The sequence below is a fragment of the Dyadobacter fermentans DSM 18053 genome (assembly GCF_000023125.1).
GTDB classification, from domain to species: Bacteria; Bacteroidota; Bacteroidia; order Cytophagales; family Spirosomataceae; genus Dyadobacter; species Dyadobacter fermentans.
Map to the genome: position 1 here is coordinate 3,898,444 of NC_013037.1, position 18,592 is coordinate 3,917,035.

Sequence of the window (18,592 nt, forward strand, 5' to 3'; positions counted from 1 at the left end):
CAACTGTTTACAAATAAAACTTGTCACAAACTTTAACATCGACTAATCATGGAAACCAATGAAAATTTGATTGAAGTATTAAATGATCTGATCCGAATCAATAACGACCGCGTGGACGGCTACGAAAAAGCGCTCAGCGAGGTTGAAGACATAGATCTGGACCTGAGAGGGATCTTCCAGAAAATGGCCAACGAAAGCCGTGAAAATATCAATGAATTGAGCGCCGAAGTCCGCAACATGGGCGGCGAGGTGGCAACAGGTACCACTACTTCTGGTAAAATTTACCGCGTGTGGATGGATATCAAAGCTACATTCACAGGCCACGACCGCACATCGGTGCTCGAAAGCTGTGAATATGGCGAGGACGCAGCGCAAGAAGCCTACGACGACGCCTTGGCTACCGACGCCGATCTACCGGTGGACATCCGCCAGCTGATCGCCAACCAGAAAGCCGGGTTGCTCGAATCACATAATCTGATCAAGAAATACCGCGACTTGCACCAGGCAGTCAACTAAGACAATCCTATATAACGCTTGTAAGAAAAATGGGTGAGACCGGAAGGCTCACCCATTGCTATTTCTGCTATTTTCAAGAAACTATCGCAGGTCCACTACTTCGACACCCGGATATTGCTTTGCGTTGAAAGCGAAGAAATTGTCAGCCACATTCACGTCGGGCACGAACTGGTCGACTTTGTAGGTCACTTCCTGGCCATTCTTCTGGAAAATCTTCCAGCTGCTGATCGACTTGTCGGCTTTATTCACTTCGATCTGCACCTTGTTCACCTGGCTGTTTTTATTGGTCGACGTGAGCTCCACCACTTCCAGCGCTTTTCCGGCTTCCTGTTTTTCCTTTACAAATGCGGATTTGAAGCCCTTTTTGTATGCGGTGTAAATCTTGGTTGGATCGAGGTCGCCGCCGGCAGCGGGGTCAAAGTCCTGCAAATTCACTTCGTTGGTTTCTTTGATATATGTCGCCATCAGTTTACCGTCGTTAAAGATCTCCTGACCTGCCATTTTCAGCCTGAACTTCGTCCCCTTCACGGTCGCTTCTCCTTTCAGCGGCTTCTCTCCTTTTGAAATATAGGTAAAAAGTGCCTTAAAGGATTTGATCTTCTGGTACTTGCTGCTCATGGCATCGAGAATGGCTGCTGATTTTTTATCGCCCTGCGCGTTGGAAACGAACGGGTTCAACAGGAACATAGCCATTACCGCAAGCAAACAAGCACTTCTCTTCAAATTTCTCATATTCAATCGTTTAAATACAAACTAAGGTTATTACAACGGGGTTTTAAGTGAAATATTTGAATTTTAGACCTGATAACGCGGCCATGGTTTAATGGCATGGCCTAGCTTACGCCCATTACCCGAAGGTGTTCTTCGAGCATGTTAAGATCGTGGAACATGACGTCGCGCGCCTTGCTGCCTGTGAACGGACCTACCACACCCAAAACTTCCAGCTGGTCCATAATGCGCCCTGCGCGGTTGTAGCCCAATTTCATTTTCCGCTGAATGAGGGAAGTGCTGCCTTGCTGATGTGTCACGATCAGGCGGGCGGCATCCGGCAGCAGGCTGTCGAAATCATCGGGATTGAGCTCCGCTTTACCTTCCGCGGCGTCGTCGCCTTCATATTCCGGCAATGCGTAGGCTTCGTCGTAACCGCGCTGGCCGCCGATGTACTCGCAAATGTCCTCGATTTCGCGGGTGTCGATGAACGGACATTGCAGGCGGATCACTTCGGAGTTGATCGCCAGGAGCATATCTCCCTGCCCCACCAGCTGTTCGGCACCGCCCATGTCGAGGATCGTACGGGAGTCGATGCTGGATGTTACCCGGAACGACAAGCGCGCCGGGAAGTTGGCTTTGATCAAACCTGTGATAACTTTCACCGATGGCCGCTGCGTCGCTACCACGAGGTGAATACCTACCGCACGCGCAAGCTGCGCAAGGCGGGCGATCGGTGTTTCTACTTCCTTGCCGGCCGTCATCATCAAGTCGGCCAACTCGTCGATCACGAGCACGATATAAGGCAGGAAGCGGTGTCCTTTCTCGGGGTTCAACCGCCGTGCGGCAAATTTCGCATTGTATTCTTTCAGGTTCCGCACCGCCGCCTCTTTCAGGAGGTCATAGCGCGAATCCATTTCAATACAAAGGGAATTCAATGTAAAAATCACCTTTTTGGTATCGGTAATGATCGCCTCTTCCGCATTCGGGAGCTTGGCCAGGAAGTGTCTTTCCAGCTTGTTGAAGAGCGTCAGTTCCACCTTTTTCGGGTCAACGAGCACGAATTTCAGCTCTGCCGGGTGTTTTTTGTAGATCAATGAGGCCAGGATCACGTTCAAACCCACCGACTTTCCTTGCCCGGTCGCACCCGCCATGAGCAAGTGGGGCATTTTGGCCAGATCGGCAATGTGAATGTCGTTTGAAATGGTTTTACCCAAAACGATCGGCAAATCGTAGTTCGATTTCTGAAAGCGCTCATTGGCCAGCACCGACCGTGCAAAAACCGTCTCCCGGTTCTTGTTTGGCACCTCGATACCGATCGTTCCGCGGCCGGGCATCGGTGCGATAATCCGGATTCCGAGCGCCGCAAGGCTCAGTGCAATGTCGCCTTCGAGGTTTTTGATCTTCGAAATCCGTACGCCCGCTTCCGGGATGATTTCATAAAGCGTTACCGTCGGACCGATCGTCGCTTTGATTTTCGAAATGTTAATACCATAACTGCCAAGCGTGTCGACAATCTTGGTTTTATTACTTTCCAGCTCCTCCTGACTTACTTTTTCATGCTGGTTTTCGATCACCTCGTTCAGCAGGTCGATTGTCGGGAAATGGTATTGCGGCAGGTCAAGCATCGGATCATATTGCCCGAACTCGCGCAGAATGGACGCATTCACATCCTCATCCTCAAATTCTTCTTCGGCCGGCTCATTCGCATGGGTGGTATCCTCCACTTCCAGCTCCAGCAGCGGTTCCGAAGGCACCGCCGAAACTTCCATCGGCATCACGGGCAGTTCCATCGCCACGGCCGGCGCCACCGGCGTCTGGATGGTTACGGGCAATACCGCCGCCGGATGCGGCGCCACGAGCGGCGCTTCTTGCTCAGTTTCCAGGTCGTCGTCCGGCTGTTCCTCCGGTGTCAGTACCTCGTCGTCGTACGTATCATTCACTACCGATACAAACGGGCTTTCCGGCACTGCCGGCTCCTCCGGTGCAGCTTGCGGCGCAGACTCTTCTCCTGCATTGGCCGCTGCCGGCTCGGGTTTGGCGTGTTTGGCCTGCCACGACTCATATTTGTCGCGTACATCGTAGAAGAACACGGCAAACACAAACAATGCAAACAGAATCGGGATCACGCTTCCCCATTTGAGCCAGTCGAACAACGAAACGTTCACGAGGTAGCCGAAGCCCCCGGACAGGAAGCTCAGCGTATTCTCGTTATTGCTCATGAGCACAATATAGCCCATCAGCACGCTTACCCATAATGTGAAAAAGATCGCTTCCTTGGTCGTTTTGCTCAGCGGCAATATTTCCCGGCCGAATGCCATTTTCCAGCCCGCCACAAATGGCACGAGCGGCAATAGCAATGCGCCGATTCCGAACCAGCGGTAGACGAAAATGTGCGAAACCACCGCACCGAGCACGCCCAGGAAGTTGCGGGTTTGCCGCCCGGCGTCACGGATCGACTGATTCCCCAGGCCATCGAGCACGCTCTGGTCGGACAGACCGGTGGCGATGTAGGAGAAAAAGGATGTTTCCAGGATTAATCCCAGAATGATAAAGAATGTGCCCCAGGCCAGCGTATTCTTCGGGCTGGTGAAAATGTGTTCCCAATCGAGGGATACACGAAGCCGGGGAGCGGCGGCCTCCTCCGGTTTCTGGCGCTGTGTGTTACCTCTTGGCTTATTGACTGACATTTATTTCAATTCCGGGATGCGTGAAGTGCTGTGTTTCGATTTTACTTCCTGACCAATGCCTTGCAGATTCTGCTGACCACACCGGGCCCTTCGTAAATAAAGCCGGTATAAAGCTGAATCAGGCCGGCACCTGCATTTATTTTTTCCAAAGCGTTTCCGGGAGTAGCGATACCGCCGACTCCGATAACGGGAAATGCATGGTTGGATTGTTCACAAAGGTAACGAATAACTTCCGTCGACCGATGCGTGAGCGGCGCGCCGCTCAATCCACCCGCACCTATCTGCGCCACTTCGGCTTTATCGGTTACAAGCCCCTCGCGGCTGATCGTCGTGTTCGTCGCGATTACGCCTGCAATGCCTGTTTCCTTCACAATATCGATAATATCATCCAATTGACTAGTGGTAAGGTCCGGCGCAATTTTCAGGAAAATCGGTTTCGGGTTTACCCGCTCCTTGTTTTTCGCTTGCAGTTCTTTCAGGATTTCCGTCAATGGCCCTTTCTCCTGCAAATCCCGCAGGCCGGGTGTGTTGGGCGAGCTTACATTCACTACAAAATAATCTACCACGTCGAAAAGCTCGCGGAAGCAGATGAGGTAATCGCTCAATGCCTGTTCGTTGGGAGTATCCTTGTTTTTCCCGATGTTTCCCCCGACAAGGATTTTAGATTTCCGTTTTGCCAGCTTGGCGGCAGCTACCTGCACACCTTTGTTATTGAAGCCCATGCGGTTAATCAGCGCCTTGTCCTTTTTGAGGCGGAAGAGCCGCGGCTTGTCATTTCCCGGCTGAGGGCGCGGCGTCACCGTTCCGATCTCGATATAGCCGAAACCAAGCGCCTCCAACTGATCCACCATTTCGGCATTCTTATCAAACCCCGCCGCGAGTCCTACCGGGTTACGAAACCGCAAACCGGCCACTTCCTGCACCAGGCTCGGGTGCTCGTACGTGTACATAGCACGTATGATCTGCGGCATGAAAGGAATCTTGAAAGCGAAATGAAGCACCTCGCACACAAAATGGTGAATGCGCTCAGCGTCAAACAAAAAAAGTATAGGGGAAATGAGGATCTTATACATCCTGCAAAAATAGAATCTTTCGCAGGAAGGCGGGGGGAGGTGAGGGAATTTTATTTCTAAAACTTTCCGAGGTTATGATCAGCTGCCGCTACGCTTTTTACCGATTCTTTCGAGCAACTCGTCTATCATCAACACATCGTGCAAATCTTTGGGCCGCCTGGCAAGTATCTTCAGTTCTCTCAGGTCATTGATATGTATAAAATGAATTGTCTGACCTTCAACTGTGAGAAATTCCCTGGCACGGCTCCGGCAAATATCATAGTCAATGCAAAAGTGAACAACTGTCATCACATCAATGGGCCCAGCCAATCGAATGTGCTGCGCCTGCAAAAAATCGACTTCTCTCAATCTTGCGATTTCATATTCATCGTAACCAAGTATTATCAGCGTTTTGACGAATCTTTCTTTATTCTCATTAGTAGGCCTTACCCAAACGTCGGCGTCTCGCGTGTATCGCGCGATACCATGCATTGCCAGTGCCAGCCCGCCGATCAGCATGTATTCCAATTCATTTTCGGCGGCGGCTTTTACAAATTTGAGAAATTCAACATCTTCAACGTCCATAGGTTTAGAGAGAATCAGCTTTTTAACAGTGTCTGGATAGCGCATATCTTCCCCGATCTCCCGAAACAGTAGCCGATGGAACCTCCTTAGTTTCCAATAGGATTCCCACCGTTCTTCGAGACTGGATTCGATATTCATTTCCAGTTGGTCCTGATCGAGTTCCTCGAACGAATCAAAGACCTTAATCTTTTTCCTTTCCATAATTGAACGTTGCCTATAAACAAATATAACCAAAAAAAGCACCCCTGTTCCCAGGGATGCTTTCACAAATGTGCAAACTAACATACTTACTTTTTCTCCGGCCAGACGTATTCGAACTTGTCATTCGTCGGCGCGCCGAAGTAGTTTACACCCAGCATGTCTAGGCGTTTTTTGTGGATTTCGAGGCGTTTGCTGAAATCTTCGAAGTTGCGGCCTTCTTTTGAGGTCCAGCCTACTTCTGCCAATGCCGTGGCGCGGGGCCATACCATATATTGCACATAGGCCGGCGTTTTCATATATTCAGTCCATACGTTGCCCTGCACGCCGAGGATGTGCCTGGCTTCTTCGGCCGACAGCGCTTCGGGAGTAGGTTCGAAGGAGTAGGATTTGGCCAGGTCGGTGAAGCCGCCGAATGCTACCGGCTGCGTTTTGGGGTCGGCCTGGTAGTGATCGAGGTAGCAGAAGCCGCCGGGCGTCATAACCACGTCATGGCGCTCTTTCGCGGCTGCAATGCCGCCGTCGATACCGCGCCAGCTCATTACCGTTGCATTGGGCGACAGTCCGCCTTCGAGTATTTCGTCCCAGCCGATCATCCGGCGGCCTTTCGAAGTAATGAACTTGTCGATGCGCTTGATCACGTAACTTTGCAGGCCGTGCTCATCTTTCAGCCCTTCCTTGCGGATGAGGTCTTGCGCAAAACGGCTTTCTTTCCACTGCACTTTCGGGCATTCGTCGCCGCCGATGTGGATATATTTGCCCGGGAACAGGTCGATCACTTCTTTAAGCACGTCTTCGAGAAACTTGAAAGTTTCTTCACGCGGCATGAACACGTCGTCATAAACACCCCATTTGGTTCCTACTTCATAAATTTTGTCCGGATTATTGCCCAGCTGCGGATACGCCGCGAGCGCCGCCAGTGCATGGCCCGGCATTTCGATTTCCGGGATCACATTCACGAAACGATCCTGCGCATATTTGATCACTTCCCTTATTTCGTCCTGGGTATAAAAACCTTCGTAAGGCTTGCCGTCGAATTTCTGATCGCGGTAATGCCCTTTCATCGTTTCCTTACGCTTTGAACTGATCGTTTTCAGTTCCGGGTATTTCTTGATCTCGATCCGCCAGCCCTGGTCGTCGGTCAGGTGCCAGTGGAACTGGTTCTGCTTGTGCAATGCGATCAGGTCGATGTATTTTTTTACAAACTCGATGGGCATGAAATGGCGGCAAACATCGAGCATGAGCCCGCGATATGGATAGCGGGGCACATCTTTTATAGTTACATACGGGACGGTCCATTTGACGCCGGCCACGGGTGTTTCGCTGAACACTTCCACTGGCAGCAATTGCAGCAGCGTCTGAACACCGTAGAATGCACCTTTGGCAGTCCGCGCCTGGATCGTCACGCCTTTGGGCGTGGATAGCAAGCGGTAACCTTCCTCGCCGAGGCTGGCGTCGCCGGATACCACGAGTGAGATGTCGCCTTTGCCTTTAACGATGTTGGGTACTTGGCCGGTGGCTTTGCCCAGCTGCGCGGCAAGCATATTCGCGACGTGCGCCCAGGTCGTATCTGCGGGCGCTCCGATCTTCGTTTTGGCTTTAAGCGCCCATGCGCCTTTGGCGGTCAGGACCTGGGTGGGTTTGGGAATGACGTTGACTTGCGCGAATGCTGAGTGCACGAGCATGCAACAAATCAGTCCGAAAAGGAAACGTTTCATGAAGTGGGAAAACAGGTAATTATTAAAATTATTTAAAAATGCTGCAAGTTAACGTGTTCCCATTCTAAAACCTGTCATTCTTAAATTTTTAATAATTTTATGTAATTATTTCAAAAAAGGGTACGTTACCAGTATTATGGGTAACTTTGCACCCGTGAAAGATTTACACCTTGGTTTTGTTACATTTCCCCACACGCTATCCCTTTTTTTCCTGACATAACTCCTAATAAAATCTAAATCCTATACCCGTGAAAAGAACTCTGTTTCTTAACAGTATCGCCTTATTTTTACCGACACATCTACTTCTTGCCACTCCTGATAACCGCCCGATTCCTGTAAATGGTACAAGTTCGCATCGTGCTGCCGGCGGTAAGCTCGTGGGAAAAATCGTTGAAGGCCCCGGCAGTGCGGGCGTCGCATTTGCGACCGTGGCGCTGCTGATGCCCAAAGATTCGTCGCTAGCGAATGGCGCTGTTGCCGATGAGAATGGTGCATTCACCATTGCCGACGTCACACCCGGCACTTATCTGCTCCGCGTGACCAACATGGGTTATCAGACGCTCTATCGCCCGAACGTCAAATTAGCGCCCGAAGCCAGCCTGCTCGACCTCGGAAGCATTACCATCCAGGCCGAGGCCCAGAAACTTGCCGAAGTGGTAGTGAAAGGCGAGAAAACGATGATTGTGGACGATATCGACAAAAAAATCGTCAACATCGGCAAGGACATGCTCGCGACCAGCAACAACGTTAGCGACCTGCTCGAAAAAGTCCCGGCCGTTTCACTCGACGAGAATGGTAACCCGCAGGTGCGCGGCAAAGGAAATGTGGTGGTGCTCATCGACGGCAAGCCATCCAACCTCTACGGCAGCGACCTCCCGACCATCCTGCAATCGTTCCCCGCGAACCTGATCGAGCGGATTGACGTCATGACCACGCCCTCAGCCAAATATGAGGGAGAAGGCGCATCCGGTGTGATCGATATTATCACGAAAAAGACGAAAATCCGCGGAATGAATGGAGGAGCGCGGTTGAGCCTCGGACATAAAAACAACAATGCGGCTTCCGGGAACCTTAGCTACAAAGTCGGCAAGTTTGGCCTGAATGCCTCTTTGAGCGGACAAACGCGCGCCATGACCTGGGAAAGGGCATTGAGCCGCGACAACTTCGTGGGCGAATCGACCTCGCGCCTGCAACAGGATGGTACCGGCGGCAACAAAGGCAAAAATGCATTCGGCCGCGTGGGCGTCAATTACGATTTCAACGATCGGAATTCCCTCGAAGCCGGCGTGAACTACTCGCGCGACAATAACCGCAACAACAGCAACATCCTCAACGAAACGACATTCGCTTCGGGCCTCACTCCCGAAACATTCCGCCGCCTGAACAATACCAAAGGCAACGGCAACAACGTCAATTTCAGCCTTGACTACCGGTTGAAACTCGCCGAAAAAGATCACCAGCTCAATTTCAATTCGAGCTACTCGATCGGCGGCTCGGACGGCGAATCCTATTTTTCACAGGAAAGCACGATCGACAGCCTGATCCGCAACCAGCAAAACCTGCGCAACAACGACCGCCATTCGCTATTCCTCAACGCGGATTACACCTGGCCCATTACGCCCAAAGCGACATTGGAGGCAGGCGTTCGCTCGCGGACCAGCTCGAACGATAACGTCAATTCCTTCTATAACCTCGACCGCGAGACGAACAGCTACATATTCGACAACAACATCAGTAACGTGTTCGGTTACAAGGACGCGACCTACACCGGTTTCATGACGTTCTCGCAAAAAACCGACCTCTGGGGCATCCGGGCAGGTTTGCGCGTGACCGACTACAACCAGGATATCAATCAGATCAGCCGCAACCAGGAATTCAGCGTGCATTTCCTCACGTTGGTACCATCGCTGGCAGTAACACGGAAGCTGGGAGAATCGTCGCAATTGAAGCTCAATTACAGCCGTCGCGTACAGCGCCCCGAGGCCGACTGGCTCAACCCGTTCACCGACGTGGCCGATCCGCGTAACGTCAAAACGGGTAATCCCAACCTGCGCCCGGAGTTTACCCACAAGGCTGAAATGGGTTATTCCAATTACGAAGCCAATGGCGGCTGGGGACCATCGCTGTTCATGGATTACTCTAATAACGCCATCACACAGATCCGCACCATCGACGAAGTGGGCGTTTCGCTGACGCGCTATGACAATGTCGGCCGCGAATTTTCGTATGGTTTCGAAACGGATTTTTCACAAAAACTCTTTGGCGACGTCCTGAAAATCAACGGCAGCGGGCGTGTATTCCGCAGCGAGGTAGTTTCGGCTATCGCCCAGATCGACAACCGGACGTGGAGCTATTCGGGTAACCTGAATGCATTCATTTCGCTTCCGGCCGACTTCCGCGCTTCCGCGTACGTGAATTACGAAGGCCCGCGTGCGATCGCACAAGGCACGCGTGACGGCGTTTTCATCGCCAATATGGGTATCCGGAAAGACCTGCTTGAAAAGAAAGCGACGATCTCGTTCAATGTGCAGGACATTTTCCTTTCACGGAACTACAAGAGCCAGCTGAATACCGAAACCTATTCTCAGTCATCTAACTGGCACCAGACCAACCGGCTTGTGAATGTGACATTCCAATACAGATTCGGCAAAATTTCCGCAAGCGGCGACGATGCCTGATGCATTCCCCGCGATTTGTTAATATTTGTGAAAAGGAAGGGCCAACGCGGTCCTTCCTTTTCATTTACAAGCAGTTTCAAATCTAGCCACAATGCCCGCCAGCCCCATTTACAGCGCCACGGCCGCCCATGGAACGGTTTTTGCAAATAGCTCGCACAGGAGTCGATTAATTTTACTTATTTAAACCCGAAACACGGAATGTGATCTAAAAAACAGATTCTGGAACACTTCCGAACTTTTAAACACAAATTCTATAACCAATGAAAAAGCTCAAAATGCTGGCCGCATTATTACTCATATCGGCCGGTTCGTATGCCCAAAAATTGCCCGCCGACTCCATATTTTCGCAGTTCTACAAAGCAACCGGCGGAAAAGCCCTGTGGGACGGAGTAAAATCCTATAACCTGAAAAGGAGCTACACCGCATCCGCCGCAACTCCGTACGATGCAACTATAACCGCATCTATACCCGAGCAGTCGATCCACAAGAACAAGACCATCATGAAGAGAAGCTTCGCGTACACCGTGAAAGGCGACCAGGGGTGGATCAAAGTGCCGATCGGGCAGCGGACGGATGTGAAGGATATGAGCCAGGCCGAGCAGCAAACCATGCGTCAGGAGCTGTACGATAACCTCGTGCCGTTCATCAACTACAAAGACCGCGGGCTGATCGCCACCACGGTAGGCACCGAAACGCTCAACGGCGCGCAGGTAAACAATGTAGAATTGCAGGGCAGAGGCGTGAAATATAACCTCTATTTCGATGCAAAAAGCGGATTGCTCGTACGTCAGAAAGAATCCAAGGCCGGTGTTGAAAAGACTTCCGACCTATCAGATTACGCGAAATCGACGTATGGTATCATGTATCCGACCAAAGTCGTGGAATTGAGCAGCTCCGACAGAAAACCCGTTACAATCAAATCGACGCTAACTGTGAACGACGCGGTGAATGTCGAACTCTTTAAAAGATAATCCGGGGCACAAACAGCCCTTTGTCCGGCGGCCCGGGCGCAATGTACCGGGCCGTTCGGTTTTCACAACAAACAACGTTCTCAACGCCGTCGAAATAAGGCGGAAAAAAGCCAGGGATGAAGAAAGCACTAAAAGTATTGGCCATAATAATCCTGACAGTATTGATTCTGGTTGGCGTGTTGGTCTGGGGCATCCAGACACCGTTCGGTCAGAATTTTTTAACGTCCCAGGCTAACTCCTTTTTGCGTAAAAAGCTGAAAACCAAAGTCAATATCGAGAAAGTGCGTTTCGATATTCCGGATTGGGTGTTGCTGGAAGGCGTGTATTTCGAGGATTTGAAGGGCGACACGCTCGTAGCCGGCAAGCGGCTGTATGTTGACCTGGATATGTACAGCCTCATCAAGGGCGATATCGGGATCAACAAAGTGGAACTGGAAGGCGTGAATGCGAATATCAATCGCGTTTTACCCGATACCACCTTCAATTTCCAGTTTATCGTCGATGCATTCGCTGGTACCGATACCACCACAGTGGACACCGCCGCCTCGAAACCGCTGAATATGCGGCTGGACCAAATCTCGCTCAAAGACGTCCGCTTCTCCTACCGCGACGCGGTCATCGGCACCGACGCATCCGGCAAAATCGACTCAGCCGTCGTGAAATTCGACAAATTCAACCCGACCCTCTCGCAATATCATCTCACCAACACCGCATTGCATAACAGCGAGGTAAAATTGCGGATGTACCCGGCATTGAAAGTCGCCGCCGCAGGCCCCGAGCCCGCGCCAGACCCGGCCGACTCGCTGGATATCAAGGTTGGCGACATTGACATTCAACAATTTAAATGGCAGTTCGACGATGAAACGTCGGGCTTGAAAAACGGCATGACGGTAGGAAAGCTTGCCGGGCATGTCAACAATGTGTACATGGGCAGCCAGCGCGTGGATGTGAAGAACATTTCGCTGCAAAACATGTCGCTCTTTGCCGAATTTGCCAAAAAACCGAAAGCTGCCCCGGCGAAAGAAGACACCACCGCTTCGGACACGCCCGGCTGGTATGTGAAAGTCGGGGAAATCAAGCTGGCGGACAACGACATCCGTTACGACGATTTCAATTCTCCTGCCATTCCCAAAGGCCTGGACTATGCTCACTTGAATATCCAGGACCTCAATGTCGATTTGCAGGACTTCCTGTTTTCGCCTGAAAACATCGCCGGAGCGCTCAAATCGGCCTCATTTAAAGACAAAAGCGGTTTCAGGCTCGATGCACTGCGGACCAACTTCGCTTATGGCGCCAAAGAGACGTATCTCCGGAACCTTTATGTAAAAACACCCAACACGCTTATTCGCGACGAGCTGAGCCTGCGCTACAACAACCTCGACCAGCTGACGAACGACATCGGCAAAGTGAAGCTCAAACTCCGCCTTACCGACAGCCGCATCGCATTCGCCGATATTCTCCTGCTCGCTCCCGACCTTGCCAAAACGCCTCCATTTGACCAGGAGCCGAATGGCGTCGTGAAAGGAACGGGGCAAATCACCGGCTCGGTGGACGATATGCTGATCTCCAAAGCGAACTTCTCTTTGCTCGACGGCACCGTGCTAAGCGCCGACGGCCGCGTGAAAGGCTTGCCCGACGCCAACAAGCTCGCCCTGGACCTGAATATCAACGAAATATCATCCACGAAGGCCGACCTGATGAAAATGCTGCCCGACAGCGCCGTGCCGGCTTCGATAGAGTTGCCGGAGACGATCAAGCTCTCAGGAAAGGTGAAGGGTTCCATGGAAAACCTCACCCTCGCGACGACCATCAACACATCGTTCGGTACGGGAACATTTTCGGGGAATCTCAAAAACATTACCGACAGCCTGAGGGCGCAATACACAGGCACATTGGCATTCAACGAATTCGACCTCGGCAAGCTGATGAAACAGCCGCCTTCCGAAATGGGCAAGCTCACGCTCCGCACGGACGTGGAGGGCGTAGGCTACGCGCCCAACACCATGAAAGCGCGCCTCGACGGTAATATCGAAAGCGCGGATATTAAAGGTTATGTTTATCAAAACCTGAGATTGAAAGGCGACATCGATCATGGAATGGCTAATATTTCGGCCGACATGAACGACCGCAATATCGGCCTCGACCTTACCGCACAGGCCGATTTGTCGAAAGAATATCCGTCCGTCAAAGCGGATCTGGAAGTGTCGAACCTGGATCTTACGGCATTAAATCTGTACGCTGATTCTTTGCAGGTGAAGGGTAATATCAAAGTCGATATGCCCTCGACAAACCCTGAAAATCCGCTCGGAACGGTGAAAATGGACAGTCTCGTGCTCACGCACCATGGCCGGCCGGTGCGTATTTCGAGTGTGAACGTTCAGCTTACCGATTCCAGCGGCGGCAAACAGGCCTACATTGAATCGCCCATTCTGAAAGCCAAAATGACGGGCCAGTATTCGTACACCGAGCTCGGCGACGCGATCCTGACCGAAGTCGGGAAGCATTTCAAATCACCCGACATTACCTATAACGAAGTGACCAAGCCCGTCAACTTCGCGCTGGATGCCACTGTGACCAACCACCCGGCGATCCAGGTCTTCGTTCCGCAGATCCGCGAACTGAATACGGTGCGTTTCCGGGCCGAGATGGACAACCAGAAAGACTCGTCGCTGGTAGCCCGGCTGAGCATTCCAATGGTCGATTACGACAGCATTCGTGTGGAGCGTGTGGCGGTGGATTTCAGCACGGTGGATGCCAATGCGGCTTTGAATGCAAATGTAGGCATGGTGAACACCGGCGGTTTCCGGATGCAGAACGCCTCGCTGGCGACCCAGATCGTGAATAACAATGTCCGCTTCGATTTCACGGTGCGCGACTCTCTGAATACCGAACGCCATTCGGTAAAAGGCGACCTGGCCGTGAATGGCAGCCGGTACCGCCTCAACCTCCGCGACGACCTGCTGCTGAACTACGCCAAATGGGATACCGACACGGCTGGCTATGTTCAGTACGCGACCGACAGTGTTTTTGTAAATAACTTCATGATCAGCAACAATGGTCAGTCGCTGAAAATCAACTCTACTTCGGACGCTCCGAACAGCCCGCTTGACATCGCAATGTCCAACATCTCCATCGGCCCGCTGATCGAGATCGCCACGCTGGATTCGACCCTAGCGGCGGGTACTTTGAATGGAAAAGTGCTGCTGAGCGATTATATGAAGTCGCCGGTGTATACGGGCGAGCTTACGATTAACGATCTCGCAGTAACTCAGATACCTGTCGGCGACCTTTCGCTCAAATCGACGAATGAAACCGAGAACCTGATCCGCGTGGCAATGTCGCTCGTGAGCGACCAGAACGACGTCAATATCGGGGGTAGCTATAACCTGAAATCCGATTCGCCGATGGATTTCAAAATGGACCTGAAAAAACTGAGCGCCAAAACGATCGAAGCATTCAGTTTCGGGGAGCTGAAACGGGCGGAGGGCAATCTGACGGGCGATATCGCCATCACGGGCGCCACCGACAGCCCGCGGCTCAATGGCGCAATCAATTTCGATAACGTAGCATTTAATGCAACGCAGCTTGGATCGCGGTACTCGCTGGCCGGCCAGAAGATCCAGTTCAACGGCCAGAATATCAATTTCAACAACTTCACGATCACCGACTCGCTGAACCAGGCGATGAAGATCAATGGTAATGTGAGCATTGCCAAGCTGCCGGATGTGGGGTATAACCTTAATATTTCGGCCAACAACTTCAATGTCCTCAACTCGACGCAAAAACAGAATGAGCTGTTTTTCGGAAAGGCGGCCATTGATGCGAACCTTACCGTAAAAGGCCAGGGCGCAAAATCGGTCGTGGATGGCAGCGTGAAGGTCAACCCGGGCAGTAATGTCACATTCGTAATGCCAAGCGATGCCACCGAAGCGGGCGATGCTACCAAAGGCGTGATCGAATTCGTGGACATGAGCGATTCCACACAGGTTGCCAAAAACGACTCGCTGGAAACCGCTCAGAGCGTAGTCGTCGATTTTGCTTCACAAATCTCACTGGATATCGACGTCGACGACAAATCGGAGTTCAAAGTGGTAATCGACGAGCTGAATGGCGACAATATCCGCCTGAAAGGCAATGCGCACCTCAACACCGGTATAGCGCCGAATGGCCAGCTATTCCTGCTTGGCTCATACGACCTCACCGAGGGATCTTATGATCTGACGCTGCAAATCCTGAAAAGACAGTTTGAAATAAAAGAAGACAGCAGGCTCCTTTGGACCGGAGATCCGATGAAAGCCGACCTGAACATTACCGCCGCATATCCGGTGATGGTCGATCCGGGGTCCATTTCCTCGAAATTCCAGGGGGCGAGCAAAATACCGGTCGAAGTGCAGGTTGTGATCACCGGGAACCTCACCACCCCGAACATCACATTCAATATCGTGATACCGGACGATGTGGTGGACGCGAATGTTAAAAACGACATTACCCAACAGACGTTCTGGAACGATATGGTGCATAACCCGTCGGAAATGAACAAGCAGGCATTTGCATTGCTGATCACGAACAAATTTATTACCGATCAATCGACGGCCGGTTTCAACATCGGATCGAGCGCCGAAGCAGTGGCACGGCAAAGCGTGAGTCAGCTGCTCAGCGACCAGCTCAATAACCTCGCCTCCGACCTCATCAAGGGCGTAGACCTCAATATTGGCCTGAACTCAACGGCAGATCAAACCCAGGGAGCACGCACCGACCTCAATGTAGGGCTGAGCAAAGCATTCTTGAACGACCGGTTGAAAATTTCCGTAGGCAAGAACTTCGAGCTCGAAAGCCGCAACAATACCGGCAATTCCACAGAAGTGTTCGACAACATCGCACTCGATTACCTGATCAGCCGCGACGGCCGCTATATGTTCCGCGGTTATCGCAAAAATCAATACCAATCCATCCTCGAAGGGTTCATCATCGAAACCGGGGTTAGTTTTATCATTACGGCGGACTATGATCTTTTCCGCGAAATTTTCCAAAAGCAGCGCAATGAGAAGTAATATCGGGTATTTACTGGCCATTTGTATTTTCCTGGGGAGCTGCTCGGTAAATCGATACGTGCCCGAAGGCCAGAGCATTTATGTCGGTAACAAAGTAAATGTGCAGGCCGACACGCTGTCGAAGCCTAATGTGTCCGGCTTGTCGTCCCAGCTCGAAGGGCTGATCAAGCCGCCGCCCAACAAAACCCTTTTCGGGTTTCCGTGGAAAGTTTGGTTTTATTATTGGATAGGCGAACCCAAAGACGAGGGCGGTTTGCGGAGCTGGTTCAGGAAAAAACTGGGCGAACCGCCGCGCTATGCAACGCAACGCATTGTGGACATTAATGCCGCCAATATGGTAGCTTACCTGGATAATGAAGGCTATTACCGGTCGTCGGTGAAGGGTAAAATCGTGCCTCATAAAAAGAAGAAAAAGCGCACGGCGGTTACGGAGTACAATGCGTATGTCATGCCGCGCTACGTGATCAACGAGCTCACGTACGTCATTCCCGACAGTTCGCGCTTCAACCGCGACCTCGATTCGGCCAAGGCAAAAACCCTTCTGAAAAAAGGCGACCCTATCCGGCTCGATGTGGTCAGCGCCGAACGCACGCGCATTGATCAGGAACTGAAAGGCAAAGGATACTATTTTTTCAACCCGGATCATCTGATCGTCAAGGTCGATTCCACGATTGGCGGCGCCGATTCAACGCTCGGGCCGCAGCAGGTTAATTTATACCTGGAAGTCAAAAAAGAAACTGCGCAAACTTCGCTGAAACAGTATTTCATCAACCGCATTTTCGTCAATACCGGCACGGAGGAAAGCCAGCAAACCGATTCTACCGCCCTTGCCACGCGCGGTCCATTGCGGAGAGGGATCAACGTCACCGACCCCGGCAACAAGTACAAACGCCGGATATTCTACGACGCGATCGGGTTCAGAAGGGGTAATATGTATACCAATACCATGCACGACGTGTCGCTGCAACGGTTGGTAAACCTGCAAAATTTCCGTTTTGTCAAAAACCGCTTCGACCTCGTTCCCCGCTCCGATTCGGCATTGCTGGACGTGTATTACGACCTCGCGCCGATGAAGAAAAAGTCGCTGCAAACCGTCCTTTCGGCCAGTACCAAATCCAACAACCTCGGCGGCTCGCAGCTGGATGTTACCTGGCGAAACCGTAACTTCTTCCGCGGGGCCGAAATGCTCGCGCTCAGCGCCTATTTCGGTTTTGACGTGCAGCTGGGAGGAAACCGTAACTCATCGAACAACATCGGAAACGAGTACATCCGTTACGGGGCAAAGGCCGATCTTTCTTTCCCGCGCTTTATTATCCCATTCGTGCGGATCAGGCCGGAAAAGAGCCAGGCATTGCCCAAAACGATCCTATCGCTCAATTACGAAAACCGCATCCAGCGCAATTTCTACACCACCCGCTCCATCCGCGGCGACTGGTCGTACGTGTGGCGGCGTAATTCCGAAGTCGAGCATACCCTCACGCCCATTTCAATCAACTTTGTGGAGCCGAGGAATATCAATTACGAAACCTACGACAAGATCATCTTCGACCCGGACACGAACCCGCTGGACGTACAGCGTTACCTGACGATCCTCGAAACGAAGTACCTCATCATGGGTTCTAACTATTCGATCTCTTTCCGGCCTACGCCGCGCCCATTCAGCAAAAACCAGTTTGCATTAAGCGGCGGTATCGATTACGGCGGGAATTTGTTGAGCCTTATTGCCAAAAAGATGGAGTACGACAGCATTCCAAGAGAGCTTTTCGGGGTGCCGGTGTTTCAATATATCAAGTTGGATGGTGATGTAAGATACTACCGCACGATCACGCCGTCGATCAAATGGGCTAATCGCCTTTTGCTGGGTGCAATCAGGCCGTATGGTAATTCCAAAACGATGCAGACGCCGCTGTTCAAGCAATATTTCGGCGGTGGTAGCACGGGTATCAGGGCCTTCCGGGCAAGATCACTCGGGCCGGGCGTTTATCCGCCGGATTCAAGCTCTATCGCGCTGTTCGGCTACCAGACTTTTGCCGACATCCGTATGGAATTCAACTCGGAAATACGCATTAAGTTTACCGACATTATCAACACAGCGCTGTTTGTAGATGCCGGCAATATCTGGTCGTTCGGTAGTGCGGAGCGGTCGGGTTACGACGAGCGGGCGCTTATCAGCAATGACTTTTTCAAACAGCTCGCCGTAGGCGGCGGGATAGGCCTTCGTCTGGACTTCTCCTACCTGGTTTTCCGCCTCGACCTCGCCACGCCTTTCCGCAAGCCGTGGTACACGCAGGAAATTGAATCAGAAACACCCGAGGGTGATATCAAATACAAAAACCCGTGGGTTTTCAATGAGATCAAATTCGGAAGTAAAAGTTGGAGAAAGGAGAACCTGATCTTGAACATCGCGGTGGGGCTGCCATTCTAG

10 protein-coding genes are annotated in these 18,592 nt (G+C 51.7%); 5 read left to right on the plus strand and 5 right to left on the minus strand.

The genetic code is table 11. From position 1 onward, the window contains the following. Positions 1 to 48 precede the first annotated feature (48 nt). Positions 49 to 516 (plus strand): ferritin-like domain-containing protein, encoded by a 468-nt coding sequence (locus tag DFER_RS15780; protein ID WP_015812645.1) that lies wholly within the window; start codon positions 49 to 51, stop codon positions 514 to 516. 81 nt (positions 517 to 597) lie between these two features. Here the strand turns inward: DFER_RS15780 and lolA1 are convergent, their stop codons facing one another. The 5 genes from lolA1 to DFER_RS15805 form a co-directional block, all read right to left on the minus strand. Further along, the gene (gene lolA1, locus DFER_RS15785; protein WP_041735195.1) at positions 598 to 1,248 is read right to left on the minus strand and encodes an outer membrane lipoprotein periplasmic chaperone LolA1; all 651 of its coding nucleotides are present in this window, start codon (positions 1,246 to 1,248) and stop codon (positions 598 to 600) included. Between the two features lie 101 nt (positions 1,249 to 1,349). Next, complete coding sequence (locus tag DFER_RS15790) at positions 1,350 to 3,914, minus strand: FtsK/SpoIIIE family DNA translocase (RefSeq protein ID WP_015812647.1); 2,565 nt, start codon at positions 3,912 to 3,914, stop codon at positions 1,350 to 1,352. A gap of 41 nt (positions 3,915 to 3,955) precedes the next feature. Next, positions 3,956 to 4,987 carry a quinone-dependent dihydroorotate dehydrogenase gene (locus DFER_RS15795; RefSeq protein ID WP_015812648.1) on the minus strand — a complete coding sequence of 344 codons (1,032 nt, stop codon included), beginning with the start codon at positions 4,985 to 4,987 and terminating at the stop codon, positions 3,956 to 3,958. A gap of 78 nt (positions 4,988 to 5,065) precedes the next feature. Then, entirely contained in the window at positions 5,066 to 5,752 is a 687-nt protein-coding gene (locus DFER_RS15800) for a hypothetical protein (protein ID WP_015812649.1), read from the minus strand. A gap of 86 nt (positions 5,753 to 5,838) precedes the next feature. Continuing rightward, positions 5,839 to 7,467 carry a beta-N-acetylhexosaminidase gene (locus DFER_RS15805; RefSeq protein ID WP_015812650.1) on the minus strand — a complete coding sequence of 543 codons (1,629 nt, stop codon included), beginning with the start codon at positions 7,465 to 7,467 and terminating at the stop codon, positions 5,839 to 5,841. Positions 7,468 to 7,715: 248 nt separating this feature from the next. Between DFER_RS15805 and DFER_RS15810 the strand changes: the two genes are divergently transcribed. From DFER_RS15810 to tamL, 4 genes are all read left to right on the plus strand, one after another. Further along, complete coding sequence (locus tag DFER_RS15810) at positions 7,716 to 10,145, plus strand: TonB-dependent receptor (protein ID WP_229206016.1); 2,430 nt, start codon at positions 7,716 to 7,718, stop codon at positions 10,143 to 10,145. A gap of 260 nt (positions 10,146 to 10,405) precedes the next feature. Further along, positions 10,406 to 11,116: a hypothetical protein gene (locus tag DFER_RS15815; RefSeq protein WP_015812652.1), complete on the plus strand. Its 711-nt coding sequence runs from the start codon at positions 10,406 to 10,408 to the stop codon at positions 11,114 to 11,116. Positions 11,117 to 11,232: 116 nt separating this feature from the next. Continuing rightward, positions 11,233 to 16,167, plus strand: coding sequence for a translocation/assembly module TamB domain-containing protein (locus DFER_RS15820; RefSeq protein WP_015812653.1), 4,935 nt, complete (start codon positions 11,233 to 11,235; stop codon positions 16,165 to 16,167). Further along, positions 16,157 to 18,592: a translocation and assembly module lipoprotein TamL gene (gene tamL, locus DFER_RS15825; protein WP_015812654.1), complete on the plus strand. Its 2,436-nt coding sequence runs from the start codon at positions 16,157 to 16,159 to the stop codon at positions 18,590 to 18,592. The genes DFER_RS15820 and tamL overlap by 11 nt, the downstream gene beginning before the upstream one ends.

What these genes read in the sequence shown, in the direction of transcription:
- DFER_RS15805 (WP_015812650.1), bottom strand. Translation starts at nt 7,467, where the DNA reads ATGAAACGTTTCCTTTTCGGACTGATTTGTTGCATGCTCGTGCACTCA.
- tamL (WP_015812654.1), top strand. Translation starts at nt 16,157, where the DNA reads ATGAGAAGTAATATCGGGTATTTACTGGCCATTTGTATTTTCCTGGGG.
- DFER_RS15800 (WP_015812649.1), bottom strand. Translation starts at nt 5,752, where the DNA reads ATGGAAAGGAAAAAGATTAAGGTCTTTGATTCGTTCGAGGAACTCGAT.
- DFER_RS15790 (WP_015812647.1), bottom strand. Translation starts at nt 3,914, where the DNA reads ATGTCAGTCAATAAGCCAAGAGGTAACACACAGCGCCAGAAACCGGAG.
- DFER_RS15795 (WP_015812648.1), bottom strand. Translation starts at nt 4,987, where the DNA reads ATGTATAAGATCCTCATTTCCCCTATACTTTTTTTGTTTGACGCTGAG.
- DFER_RS15820 (WP_015812653.1), top strand. Translation starts at nt 11,233, where the DNA reads ATGAAGAAAGCACTAAAAGTATTGGCCATAATAATCCTGACAGTATTG.
- DFER_RS15780 (WP_015812645.1), top strand. Translation starts at nt 49, where the DNA reads ATGGAAACCAATGAAAATTTGATTGAAGTATTAAATGATCTGATCCGA.
- DFER_RS15815 (WP_015812652.1), top strand. Translation starts at nt 10,406, where the DNA reads ATGAAAAAGCTCAAAATGCTGGCCGCATTATTACTCATATCGGCCGGT.
- lolA1 (WP_041735195.1), bottom strand. Translation starts at nt 1,248, where the DNA reads ATGAGAAATTTGAAGAGAAGTGCTTGTTTGCTTGCGGTAATGGCTATG.